The following is an 11969-nucleotide window of genomic DNA, read 5'->3' on the forward strand; positions in this document are numbered from 1 at the left end:
CTCAGATCATTGAAAATCAGTAACTATTTTGAAACTCATCAAAAGTGTTGACAGCTATGTAGCTAAATTACACACTTCAAGGGTGACGATTGCCTGTCCGCTTGGCCGCTCTGGCAGGGTGGTTCCATGGATGCGGTCTTGATGGGGGAATGTCACGGGTGGAGAGCCGAATGGGTCATCGCGTCCTGTCACGCCGGGCCGCTCGACGTCTCGCGCCGGGGCTGCGGCGCAGGCCTGTCGCGTGCCGCGCGGCTTCCCCTTCGCGGACACCCGATCCCGGGCCCGCGATCCCGGGCCTGACCGGCCCGCATCCTTCAACTGCCGGAGCGACGCACCGATGAGCAGCAATCTGGTCCTGCGCGGCGGGCGCGTCATCGACCCGTCGCAGGGGATCGACAAACTGGCCGATGTGGTCATCACGGATGGCAGGGTGGCCGGCCTGGATGTCGCGCCGCCGGCAGGGGCCGAGACCGTCGATGCGACCGGAGCGATCGTGACGCCGGGCCTGATCGACCTGCACACCCATGTCTACTGGGGCGGCACCTCGCTGGGGGTCGATCCCGATGCCTATGCGCTGAAATCGGCCAGCCCGCTGCTGGTCGATGCCGGCAGCGCCGGGCCGGGCAACTATGCGGGGTTCTCCAGGCATGTGATCGGGCCGGCCTTTCCGCGCATCCTGTCCTTCCTGCACATCAGCTTCGCCGGCATCTACGCCTTTTCGGATACGGTGAAGGTCGGCGAAAGCCACGACATGCGCCTGATGGCGGCCCGGGATTCGGTGCGGGTCGTCGCGGAGAATCCCGACACGATCGTCGGCATCAAGGTGCGGATCGGCGCCAATGCCAGCGGGCCGTCGGGCATCGCGCCGATGGATGTGGCGATGGCCGTCGCGGAAGAGACGCGCCTGCCGCTGATGGTGCATATCGACGAGCCGCCGCCCAGCTATGGCGAGGTCGTCGCGCGCCTGCGCAAGGGCGATGTCCTGACCCATTGCTTCCGGCCCTTCCCGAACGCGCCGGTGGACGGCGAAGGCAATGTCCGGCCGCAGGTCCGCGAAGCGCGCGAGCGCGGCGTGATCTTCGACATTGCCCACGGCATGGGCTCCTTCTCGTGGAAATCCGCCCGCGCGATGCTGGCGCAGGACTTCCGGCCCGACGTCATCTCTTCGGATGTCCATGCGTTCTGCCTGGACGGCCCGGCGCATGACAACCTGCATGTGATGACCAAGTTCATGGCCCTCGGCTGGACGCTGCCCGAGGTGATCGAGGCCGCAAGCGCCGCCCCGGCGCGGGTGCTGGGCCTGCAGGACCGGGGCCATCTGCGCCCCGGCGCCCTGGGGGATGTCAGCGTGTTCCGCGAAGCCGAAGGCCCCGTCGATCTGGTCGATGTGCGTGGCGAGGTGGTGCCCTTCGACCGCCGCCTGACCCCGGTCGGCATCGCCGTCGGCGGCGAATGGAGAGCCGCATGAGCTTTGTCATCGACCTGGCCGGAAGACGTGCGTTCCTGACCGGCGGCAGCCGCGGGCTGGGCCGGGAAATGGCGCTCGCCCTGGCCCGGGCCGGGGCCGACATCGCGCTGGTGGCCCGGCCCTCGGATGCCTTGCAGGCGACCGCGGCAGAGATCGGCGCATTGGGCCGCCGGGTCTGGACCTTCGAGGCCGACATGGGCCTTCCGGACGAGGCCGAGGCGGTCTGCCGCCGGGCCCTGGCCGAGGTCGGCAGCTTCGAGATCCTGGTCAACAATGTCGGCGGTCGGCGGGTGAACGTGCCGACCGAGACGCTGGATCTGGCGACCTGGCAGCAGCTCTTCGACCTGAACCTGACCTCGACCTTCATCTGCTCGCGCGAAATCGGCGCCGCGATGATCGCCGCCGGGAAGGGCGGGCGAATCCTGAACGTGGCTTCGATCAACGGCCTGGTGGCCGGGCGCGGGATCGGTGGGCGGCACTACGAGGCCGCCAAGGCCGCCGTCATCCAGTTCACCCGCACCCTCGCCGTGGACTGGGCCAGACACGGCATCACCGCGAACGCGATCAGCCCGGGCCTGTTCGCGACCGCGCCGAACATGAAGTGGAAAGAGAGCAACCCGGAGATCATCGACGGATTGGTTGCGGACATACCCATGGGAACAATGGGAGATCCCGCCGATCTGGGGGCGCTGGCCGTCTATCTCGCATCGGATGCGGCCCGGTTCATGACCGGCGCCAATCTGGTCATCGACGGCGGCCAGACCTGCCAATGACTTGAAATACAACAGGGAGACTGACTGATGAAACTGAGAAGCCTCTTTGCCGGACTCGCGCTGGCGGCGCTGACGTCGGCGCCGGTGTCGGCGCAGACATTGCGCTATGCCACCATCGGCGAACCACCCAGCCTCGATGCGCAAATGGGCACGGCCACCCTGGCCTCGACCATCTCGCAGCACATGTTCGAAACGCTCTACGCCTTCGACTCGGCCAATGCGCCGCAGCCCTATCTGGCGACTGGCGAGACGATGTCCGAGGATGGCAAGGTCATCACCATCAGCCTGCGGGACGGGGTGAAGTTCCACAACGGCGACATCATGGATGCCGGGGACGTGGCGGCCTCGCTCAACCGCTGGGCCGAATTCGGTTCCCGCGGCAAGCTGCTGGGCCTGGTCAGCGCCGAGGCCACCGGCGACCTGGAAGTGACGCTGACCCTCGATGCGAAGAACGGCGCGTGGAAAAGCATCCTCGCCTATGTGAACGGCGGCCCGGTCATCTATCCGGCCGAGATCGTCACCGCCGCGGGCGGAGAGCCGATCGCCGCCGAGAACTATGTCGGCACCGGCCCCTACAAGTTCGGCGAGCTGCGTCCGAACCGCTATGTCGAGCTGGTGCGGTTCGACGATTTCACGCCCAATCCCGGCCCCAGCGATGGCGAAGCCGGCCAGCGGGTCGCGAATTTCGAGAAGCTGCGCTTCATCCCGGTTCCGGATGTCGGCACCCGTGTCAGCGGCATTCAGGCCGGTGACTACGACTATGCCGAATACATCTCGGGCGACCTCTACGGGCAGGTGCGCGACGACCCGGCGATCCAGGTCAAGATCAGCACCGCGCCGATCTTCGGGCTGATGTTCATGAACTCGGCCGCCGGTCCGCTGGCGACGAACACCAAGCTGCGCCAGGCGATCATGGCGGCGCTGAACATGGAACAGGCCCTGCAGGTCTCGGTCGGTGAACCGGAGCTGTTCGAAGCCAACGGCGCCTATTTCCCCGACGGGAATGTCTGGCACACCACCGCCGGCACCGAGTTCTACAGTCAGGGCGACCCCGAAAAGGCCCGCGCCCTGGCCGAGGAAGCCGGCTATGACGGCACCCCGATCAAGCTGCTGGTCTCGACCAACTACAAGGCGCATTTCGACGATGCCAGCGTCTTCACCCGGCAGCTGGCGGATGCCGGGATCAACGTGCAGATGGTCGTGGTCGACTGGGCGACGCTGCTGCAATTGCGCGGCCAGCCCGATCAATGGGACATGTTCATGACCCACCACGGCAGCATTCCCGACCCGGTCCTGCTGACGGTGCTGAACGACAGCTACCCGGGCTGGTGGAAGAGCGACGAGAAGCACGCTCTGATGGCAGAGTTCACCGGCACCTCGGACCTCGCGGCCCGGCAGGCGGCCTGGTCGAAGCTGCAGGAGCTGATCTACACGCAGCTTCCGGTCGTGAAGGTGGGCAACATCTTCTCCTATGACATCGCCTCGCCGGACCTGGTGACGCCATGGGAACGTGCCCCGGCCTTCCCCCATTTCTGGGGTGCCTCGACGAAGTAGGGCTGGCGCGTGGGTCGCTATTTCCTCAAACGCACCGGCGCGGCGATCATTACCCTGATCGCCGCGTCGATCATCATCTTCGGATTCATCCATCTGATTCCGGGCGACCCGGTCTATGTGATGCTGGGCGACGGCGCGACCCCGGAACAGGTGGCCCTGCTGCGCGACCGGCTGGGTCTGGATGAGCCGCTGGTGGTCCAGTATCTGATCTGGGTCGGCAACGCCCTGCAGGGCGATCTGGGACAGTCGATCTTCTTCGAGACGCCGGTGACCCAGGTCATCCGGGAAGGCGCCGAAACCTCGATCCTGCTGGCGACGATCACGATGATCTGGATCGTCGTCATCGGGGTGCCGATCGGCATCCTCTCCGCGATCCGCCAGGGCAGCTGGATCGACCAGGGCCTGTCCGGGCTGGCGATGCTCATGGCCTCGGTCCCGACATTCTGGGTCGGCCTCTACCTGATCCTGATCTTCGCCGCCGGGCTGGGCTGGTTTCCCAGCTCCGGCTACCCCTCGATCTTCGAGGAGGGCGGGCTGTCGAACCTGCGCTACCTGCTGCTGCCCAGCATCGCGCTGGCGGCGCCCAACGCGGCGCTGATCCTGCGGCTGACCCGCGCCTCCATGCTGGACGTCGCGCGCGAGGACTATGTGCGCACCGCCCGGGCCAAGGGCATCCGGCCCTATCGCGTCGTGCTGCGGCATATCCTGCGCAACGCGCTGCTGGCGGTGGTCTCGGCCTTCGGCTTCACCTTCGCGGCGCTGATCTCCGAGGCGGTCGTCACCGAGACGGTCTTTGCGCTGCCCGGCATCGGGCGCACCGTGGTGCAGTCGATCATGCGCCGGGACTATCCGGTAATCCAGGGCGTGATCCTGATCACCGTCTGCCTCTACCTCGTCATCAATCTGCTGGTCGATCTGTCCTATCGGCTGCTCGATCCAAGGGTGGAACTGGAATGATGCGGGCCCTGTCAGGATGGCGGCGACTGGCGGTCTCGCGTCCGCTCACCATGCTGGGGGTGATCTTCCTGCTGACGATCGTCGTCTTCGCGGCCTTCTCGCCCTGGATCGCCCCCTATCCGCCCGAGCAGATCGACCCGGTGAACCGCCTGCTGCCGCCCGGCGGCGCGCATCTCCTGGGCACCGACCATTTCGGCCGCGACACCTTCAGCCGCCTGGTCTACGGCGCCCGCCTTGCGCTGCTGATCGGCGTCGGCGTCGTCACCTTCGCGCTGGCCTCGGGGGTGCCCATCGGCATCCTGTCGGCGCTCTACCCGGCGCTGGGCCGGGTGCTGATGCGGATGGTCGATGTGCTGATGTCCTTCCCGTCGCTGCTGCTGGCGCTGGGCCTGATCGTCATCCTGGGGCAGGGGGTGTTCAACGCCATCCTGGCCATCGGCCTGATCTACCTGACCACCACGGCCCGCATCGTCTATGGCGTGGCGCTGCGGCTGCGGGCCGAACCCTATGTCGAGGCCGCGCGCAGCGCCGGGGCCGGGACCTGGTGGATCATCACCCGGCATATCCTGCCCAACATGGTCTCGCCGCTGCTGGTGCAGGCCAGCTTCGTCTTCGCCTTCGCCCAGCTGGGCGCCGCCTCGCTGGACTTCCTCGGGCTGGGGGCGCCGCCCGAGATTCCGTCCTGGGGCAACATGCTGGCGGAATCGCGCATCTACATCACCCGCGCCTCGTGGCTGCTGCTGTGGCCGGGGCTGATGATCGTGCTGACGGCCTTTTCGCTGAATCTCGTCGGCGATGCGATCCGCGACCGGATGGACCCGCGATTCCGCGAGATGGTGAGGAAGTGAGGCCGCGATGCTGAATGTCGATGACATCGTCGTATCGGTGCAGGGCGGGCCCGACATCGTGCGCGGGGTCTCGTTCCGGATCGAGCCGGGCGAGATTCTGGGGCTGGTCGGCGAATCGGGCTCGGGCAAGAGCATGACCTCGCTGGCGCTGATGGGGCTGCTGCCGCCGGGCCTCGCCCTGACCGGCGGCAGGGTCACGCTGGACGGGGCCGATATCACCCATCTGGCGCCGCATCAGCGCGTGCGCCGGGAAGGGTGCGGCAAGATGGCGATGGTGTTCCAGGAGCCGATGACCTCGCTGAACCCGGTGCTGCGGATCGCCGAGCAGATCGAAGAGGCGGTACGGGTCCACGATCCCGACATCGACCCCGGCCCCCGCGCGCGGGAGCTTCTGGACATGGTGCGGATTCCCGATGCGGCGCATCAGCTGCGCGCCTTCCCGCACGAATTGTCCGGCGGCATGCGGCAGCGGGTGATGATCGCCATCGCGCTGGCCTGCCGGCCGCAGGTGCTGATCGCGGACGAGCCGACGACGGCGCTGGATGTCACCGTGCAGCTGCAGGTGCTGGGCCTGATCCGCGACCTCTGCGACCGGCTCGACATGGGGGTGCTGTTCATCACCCATGACCTGGGGGTGGTGGCGCAGCTGGTCGATCGGGTGGCGGTGATGTATGCCGGCAAGCTGGTCGAGACCGCCGATGTCGGGCCCCTGTTCCGGGCGCCGCTGCATCCCTATACCGGCGCGCTGATGGCCTGCCTGCCGGACCCGGAATCCGATGATCCGCTGCTGGCCACGATCCCCGGATCGGCGCCGCGCCCGATCGCGATTCCGCCCGGCTGCCCGTTCTCGCCGCGCTGCGCGCGGGCGACGGACCTGTGCCGGTCCGGCCCGGTTCCGCTGGTCCATGGCGCAGCCGGCCAGACGGCGCTGTGCCACTTTCCGCTGACCGAAAGAGCCACCGCATGAGCGCCGGGACCGACATCATTCTGGACATCCGCGAGCTGCGGAAGGTGTTCAAGGTGCAGCGCAAGGGCAAGACCCACGCGGTGCACGCGGTCAACGGCATCTCGCTGGCGGTGCGGCGCGGAGAGACCCTCGGCATCGTCGGAGAATCGGGCTGCGGCAAGTCCACCCTGGCCCGCGTGCTGCTGGGGCTGACCGGGGCCGACGGCGGCAGCGTCACGCTGGACGGCGCCGACCTGCTGGGCCGCAATCGCCGCAACATGGCCGAGACCCGGCTCAACGTCCGCATGGTGTTCCAGGACCCCTATGCCTCGCTCAATCCACGCCGCTCGGTGGGCGATTCGGTGGCGGAAACCGGCGACATCCACCGCATCTTCAAGAGCCGGCAGGAGCGCGCCGAAAGGGTCGGCAAGGCGCTGGACATGGTCGGCCTCGGCGCCGGATTCGCGGGCAGCTATCCGCATGAGCTGTCCGGCGGTCAGCGCCAGCGCGTCGGCATCGCCCGCGCCATCCTGCCGGAACCGGAACTGGTGATCGCGGATGAACCGGTGTCGGCGCTGGACGTGTCGATCCAGGCCCAGGTCCTGAACCTGCTGGCCGATCTGAAGACGCGGCTGGGCCTGACGCTGATGTTCATCAGCCACGATCTGGGGGTGGTGGCCAAGATCTCGGACCGGGTCGCGGTGCTCTACATGGGCGAACTGGTGGAACTGGCCCCGGCGCGGGCGCTGTTCACCGACCCGCGCCATCCCTATACCGAACTGCTGCTGACCGCGATCCCGCGCCCCGACCCGTCGAAACGGATCACCGGCGCCGTCGATGTCAGCGAACCGCCCAGCCGCCTGCGGGAACTGGTCGGCTGCCCGTTCCGCGAACGCTGCCCCCGTGCCACCGGGATCTGCGCCAGCGAGGCGCCGAAGCTGCGCCCGGTCGCACCCGAACGATTCGTCTCCTGCCACCATGCCTGAGACCCGGCCCCGACCCCGCCGCGGGGTCAGCCCGCCGCGACCACATTCACGCTCAGCGCCACGACCCCGACATTGAAGATGAAGGCGATCAGCCCGTGCAGCAGCGCCGTGGTGCGGATTTCGCGGCTCTCGATCAGGATGTCCGACACCTGGAAGGTCATCCCGATGGTGAAGGCGAAATAGCAGAAATCCAGATAGGTCGGCGCCGAATTGTCCGGCAGTCTCAACCCCTTGGCATCGGTGTTGCCGCTCTGCCGGTAATAGAGATGGGCATAGTGCAGGGCGAAGACCAGATTGCCGAAGGCCCAGGCGATGGCCAGGCTCAGCAGCGGCAGCAGCTTGGTGGACAGCGCCCCGCTGGTCGAGTTGACCTCGACCCAGACCGCGACCAGCACCACCGCCAGCAGGAATCCGGTGACGGCGATCAGCCAGCCGCGTCCGGCGTCGTTGCGCGCCGCCCGCTGTCGCATCTCGGCGTGATCGGCGCTGCGGAAGGACAGATAGGTCAGGGTCAGGAAGACCAGCGCCGCCAGGTCGAAGCCGACCAGCAGCGCATCGGCCGGCCGCAGCAGGCTCCAGCAGGCCGGCACGACAAGCAGCAGCGACAGGCCGAAGGCCCAGAACAGACCGTGCGGAAGTTGGATCAGCCGTGCAATCATGGGACCGCCTGACATGGGCTCGGGACCCTGTCACTATCGCCGCCACCGCCGCGAAGTCCATAAGCCGGCGGCGCCGGCCCGCTGCCGTGACGCCAGCGCTTGAAGCAGCCGCCGAAGCCGCTAGTATGCGCCCGCAACGCAAGGACCACACGCATGCCCATTCCCCCGCCCGAAACCCAGATCGTCACCGAATGGCGCGTCGCCTGCGACGGCGGCGAGGGCGCATTGGGCCATCCCCGTGTCTGGCTCTCGATCCCGCATGACACCGGGGTGGTGGAATGCGGCTATTGCGACAAGCGCTATGTCCACAGCTCGGTGGCCGACACCGAGGCCGACGAGGTTCAGGCCCCGGGCTGACCCGCGCCTGCCCATCTCCGGGTCCCAAATACTCCCGCCGGAGGCTCCCGCCCCCGCCGCCGCGCCGGCGCTGGCCGGTGTCGCGCAGCCGGGCCGCGGCTCCGGCATGGCGGCCGGGGCGCAGGGCGGTGGCGCAAGACCCGCGAACATGTCAGAAAACATCCGACACCAGGACGCGAGGGCAGCGGCATGACATTCGGCAAGGGCCATAACCTGACGCTGATCGACGGATCGGCCTTCATCTTCCGCGCCTATCACGCGCTGCCGCCGCTGACCCGCAAGTCCGACGGGCTCCCGGTCGGCGCCGTCGCGGGCTTCGTCAACATGCTGTTCAAGCTGGTCGAGGACGCCTCGGGCGACGATGCGCCGACCCATTGCGCGGTGATCTTCGACTATTCCGGCAAGAGCTTCCGCAACGACATCTACCCGCTCTACAAGGCTCAGCGGCCCCCGGCGCCCGAGGATCTGGTGCCGCAGTTCCCGCTGACCCGCGACGCCACCCGCGCCTTCAACGTCGCCTGCATCGAGATCGAGGGCTACGAGGCCGACGACATCATCGCCTGCCTCTCCTGCCGGGCCCGCGCCGCCGGCGGCCGCGCCACCATCGTCTCGTCCGACAAGGACCTGATGCAGCTGGTCGGCGACGGGGTGGTGATGTTCGACCCGATGAAGAACAAGGTGATCGACCGCGAGGGCGTGCACGAGAAATTCGGCGTCTATCCCGAACGGGTGGTCGATGTGCAGGCGCTGGCCGGCGATTCGGTCGACAACGTGCCCGGCGCCCCCGGCATCGGGATCAAGACCGCGGCGCTGCTGATCAACGAATACGGCGATCTCGACACGCTTCTGGAACGCGCCGGGGAAATCAAGCAACCCAAGCGCCGCCAGACCCTGATCGACAATGCCGAGCAGATCCGCACCTCCAGACGCCTGGTGCAGCTCGATTGCGACATGCCGCTCGACGTCACCATGGAAGAGCTCGAGGTGAAGGACCCCGATCCGGAGGTGCTGCTGCCCTTCCTCGCCTCGATGGAGTTCCGCACCCTCTCGAAACGTGTCGCCGACAAGCTGGGCGTCGAAAGCCCGGCGATCCCCGACACCACCCCCGGCGGCGCCGATCCCGAATCCCCCGGCCAGATCGCCGAGCAGCCGCCGTTCCGGCCCGAGGACTATGTCTGGGTCCGGGATGCCGAAGGGCTGCAACCCTGGATCGACCGCGCCCGCGCCACCGGCGTCGTGGCGGTCGATACCGAAACCACGGCGCTGGACGAGATGCGGGCCGAGCTGGTCGGAATCTCGCTGGCCACCGCTCCCGGCGAGGCCTGCTACATTCCGCTGCTGCACAAGAAGGGCGTGGCCGACGATCTCTTCGGCTCGGACGCCCTGGCCGAGGGCCAGATGAAACCCGCCGAGGCGATCGGCCTTCTGAAGCCGCTGCTGGAGGACCCGGCGGTGCTGAAGGTCGGCCAGAACATCAAGTACGACGCCAAGATCTTCGCCCGCAACGGCATCGACATCGGCCCCTTCGACGACACCATGCTGATGAGCTACGCGATGAACGCGGGGCTGCACAACCACGGCATGGACCTCTTGAGCGAGCAGTATCTGCTGCATGTCCCGATCCCGATCAAGTCGCTGCTGGGCACCGGGAAATCGCAGATCACCTTCGACCGGGTGCCGATCGCGGATGCGGTGAAATACGCCGCCGAGGATGCCGACATCACCCTGCGGCTCTGGCGGTTGTTCAAGCCGCAGCTGCACGAAAAGAAGGTCACCACCGTCTACGAGACCCTGGAACGGCCGCTGGTGGACGTGCTGAAGACGATGGAGATGACCGGCATCATGGTCGACCGCGAGGTGCTGTCGCGGATGTCCAACGCCTTCGCGCAGAAGATGGCCCGGCTGGAAGAAGAGATCCACGAACTGGCGGGCGAGAAATTCAACGTCGGCTCGCCGAAGCAGCTGGGCGAAATCCTGTTCGACAAGATGGGCCTCGCCGGCGGCAAGACCGGCAAGACCGGCGCCTACGCGACCGGGGCCGACGTGCTGGAAGACCTCGCCGCCGAGGGCCACGACCTGCCGGCCAGGGTGCTCGACTGGCGCCAGGTCTCGAAGCTGAAATCGACCTATACCGACGCCCTGCAGGAACATATCCACCCCGATACCGGCCGGGTCCATACCTCCTATTCGATCGCCGGGGCCAATACCGGGCGGCTCGCCTCGACCGACCCGAACCTGCAGAACATCCCGGTCCGCACCGAGGAGGGCCGCCGCATCCGCGAGGCTTTCGTCGCGCCGCCGGGAACCCGGCTGATCTCGCTCGACTATTCCCAGATCGAACTGCGGCTGCTGGCCGAGGTCGCCGGGCTGGCCGAACTGAAACAGGCCTTCCGCGACGGCCAGGACATCCATGCGATCACCGCCTCGGAGATGTTCAACGTGCCGCTGGACCAGATGACTCCGGATATCCGGCGCCAGGCCAAGGCGATCAACTTCGGCGTGATCTACGGCATTTCCGGCTTTGGTCTGGCCCGCAACCTGCGCATCCCCCGGGCCGAGGCGCAGGGCTTCATCGACCGCTATTTCGAGCGTTTCCCGGGGATTCGCGCCTATATGGATCAGACCGTCGAATTCGCGAAGCGCGAAGGCTATGTGCAGACCCTGTTCGGCCGCAGGATCCATACGCCCGAGATCAATTCCAAGGGCCCGACCGCCGGCTTCGCCCGCCGCGCCGCGATCAACGCGCCGATCCAGGGTGCGGCGGCCGACGTGATCCGCCGCGCGATGATCCGGATGCCGGCGGCGATTGCGGACCTTCCGGCGAAGATGCTGTTGCAGGTGCATGACGAACTGCTGTTCGAGGTCGAGGAGGGCGCCGAGGACCAGGTGATCGCCGTGGTCCGCGAGGTCATGGAACACGCCGCCGAACCGGCCCTGAAACTCGACGTGCCCTTGACTGTCGATGCCGGAACCGGCGCGAACTGGGCCGAGGCGCATTAGAAAGATGCTATTTTAGGTGACTTATCCGTCACTTGCAGACGCGAATAAGTCGATTTGCTACAGTGACCCGCAAGCCGTGTTTCTTATCCCCTAAGAGCCCCCACTCAAACTCAATGGTGGGCAGAGCAACCTTCATTCTGTCTACAGATTCGACTTGATGGCATTCCATCTCGATCCTGCACAACTTGTCCGGTTGACCTGTCTTGTATTCTTCCTTTTGAGAAATCGCCTTGAAGTGCTTAACATTGTGGGTAACCAACACCCATCCAGCCTCACGACACGCTGCGGCCACGACCGGGTCAGGTGAATCCGTGAGCATCTCGTCTCGCAACCTCACCAAGCCGTGACCCGAATCTCTGAGGAAGTCACCGAGCGCGTCATCGACGTCGTTGTCGGTGAAAAAAAGGAATTATTGCCTTTC

The 11969-nt window shown here is 66.7% G+C and carries 10 protein-coding genes and 1 pseudogene; 9 read left to right on the top strand and 2 right to left on the bottom strand.

Annotated elements, in window-relative coordinates; genetic code table 11:
* The first annotated feature begins 337 nt into the window (after positions 1-337).
* From NUW50_RS00275 to NUW50_RS00305, 7 genes are read left to right on the top strand one after another with little or no spacing between them, the layout of a single operon-like run.
* A complete protein-coding gene (locus NUW50_RS00275) occupies positions 338-1468 on the top strand; it encodes an amidohydrolase/deacetylase family metallohydrolase (RefSeq protein ID WP_258287048.1) in 1131 nt (376 codons plus the stop codon).
* A complete protein-coding gene (locus tag NUW50_RS00280; RefSeq protein ID WP_258287049.1) occupies positions 1465-2241 on the top strand; it encodes an SDR family NAD(P)-dependent oxidoreductase in 777 nt (258 codons plus the stop codon). Before NUW50_RS00275 ends, NUW50_RS00280 begins: the two co-directional genes overlap by 4 nt.
* 27 nt (positions 2242-2268) lie before the next feature.
* Positions 2269-3795, top strand: coding sequence for an ABC transporter substrate-binding protein (locus tag NUW50_RS00285; RefSeq protein ID WP_258287050.1), 1527 nt, complete (start codon positions 2269-2271; stop codon positions 3793-3795).
* A gap of 9 nt (positions 3796-3804) precedes the next feature.
* Positions 3805-4752, top strand: coding sequence for an ABC transporter permease (locus NUW50_RS00290; protein WP_258287051.1), 948 nt, complete (start codon positions 3805-3807; stop codon positions 4750-4752).
* Positions 4749-5600 (top strand): ABC transporter permease, encoded by an 852-nt coding sequence (locus NUW50_RS00295; RefSeq protein ID WP_258287052.1) that lies wholly within the window; start codon positions 4749-4751, stop codon positions 5598-5600. Before NUW50_RS00290 ends, NUW50_RS00295 begins: the two co-directional genes overlap by 4 nt.
* A 7-nt stretch (positions 5601-5607) precedes the next feature.
* Positions 5608-6567 carry an ABC transporter ATP-binding protein gene (locus tag NUW50_RS00300; RefSeq protein WP_258287053.1) on the top strand — a complete coding sequence of 320 codons (960 nt, stop codon included), beginning with the start codon at positions 5608-5610 and terminating at the stop codon, positions 6565-6567.
* Positions 6564-7532: an ABC transporter ATP-binding protein gene (locus NUW50_RS00305; RefSeq protein ID WP_258287054.1), complete on the top strand. Its 969-nt coding sequence runs from the start codon at positions 6564-6566 to the stop codon at positions 7530-7532. The genes NUW50_RS00300 and NUW50_RS00305 overlap by 4 nt, the downstream gene beginning before the upstream one ends.
* Positions 7533-7558: 26 nt before the next feature.
* On the opposite strand, the gene NUW50_RS00310 is transcribed toward NUW50_RS00305, so the two are convergent.
* The gene (locus NUW50_RS00310) at positions 7559-8191 is read right to left on the bottom strand and encodes a DUF1345 domain-containing protein (protein ID WP_258287055.1); all 633 of its coding nucleotides are present in this window, start codon (positions 8189-8191) and stop codon (positions 7559-7561) included.
* 153 nt (positions 8192-8344) lie between these two features.
* On the opposite strand from NUW50_RS00310, the gene NUW50_RS00315 reads away from it, so the two are divergent.
* Positions 8345-8548 carry a zinc-finger domain-containing protein gene (locus NUW50_RS00315; protein ID WP_258287056.1) on the top strand — a complete coding sequence of 68 codons (204 nt, stop codon included), beginning with the start codon at positions 8345-8347 and terminating at the stop codon, positions 8546-8548.
* A gap of 189 nt (positions 8549-8737) precedes the next feature.
* Complete coding sequence (gene polA, locus NUW50_RS00320; protein WP_258287057.1) at positions 8738-11548, top strand: DNA polymerase I; 2811 nt, start codon at positions 8738-8740, stop codon at positions 11546-11548.
* A gap of 28 nt (positions 11549-11576) precedes the next feature.
* Here the strand turns inward: polA and NUW50_RS21480 are convergent.
* Positions 11577-11939 (bottom strand): annotated as a pseudogene (locus NUW50_RS21480) (DUF5615 family PIN-like protein); the annotation flags it as partial.
* Positions 11940-11969: the final 30 nt, after the last annotated feature.

It is taken from the genome of Frigidibacter sp. ROC022 (assembly GCF_024723735.1).
Classification (GTDB): domain Bacteria; phylum Pseudomonadota; class Alphaproteobacteria; order Rhodobacterales; family Rhodobacteraceae; genus SLM-1.

Coding starts and splice junctions, on each gene's coding strand:
- NUW50_RS00275 (WP_258287048.1), top strand. CDS start 338: ATGAGCAGCAATCTGGTCCTGCGCGGCGGGCGCGTCATCGACCCGTCG.
- NUW50_RS00305 (WP_258287054.1), top strand. CDS start 6,564: ATGAGCGCCGGGACCGACATCATTCTGGACATCCGCGAGCTGCGGAAG.
- polA (WP_258287057.1), top strand. CDS start 8,738: ATGACATTCGGCAAGGGCCATAACCTGACGCTGATCGACGGATCGGCC.
- NUW50_RS00315 (WP_258287056.1), top strand. CDS start 8,345: ATGCCCATTCCCCCGCCCGAAACCCAGATCGTCACCGAATGGCGCGTC.
- NUW50_RS00300 (WP_258287053.1), top strand. CDS start 5,608: ATGCTGAATGTCGATGACATCGTCGTATCGGTGCAGGGCGGGCCCGAC.
- NUW50_RS00285 (WP_258287050.1), top strand. CDS start 2,269: ATGAAACTGAGAAGCCTCTTTGCCGGACTCGCGCTGGCGGCGCTGACG.
- NUW50_RS00280 (WP_258287049.1), top strand. CDS start 1,465: ATGAGCTTTGTCATCGACCTGGCCGGAAGACGTGCGTTCCTGACCGGC.
- NUW50_RS00310 (WP_258287055.1), bottom strand. CDS start 8,191: ATGATTGCACGGCTGATCCAACTTCCGCACGGTCTGTTCTGGGCCTTC.
- NUW50_RS00295 (WP_258287052.1), top strand. CDS start 4,749: ATGATGCGGGCCCTGTCAGGATGGCGGCGACTGGCGGTCTCGCGTCCG.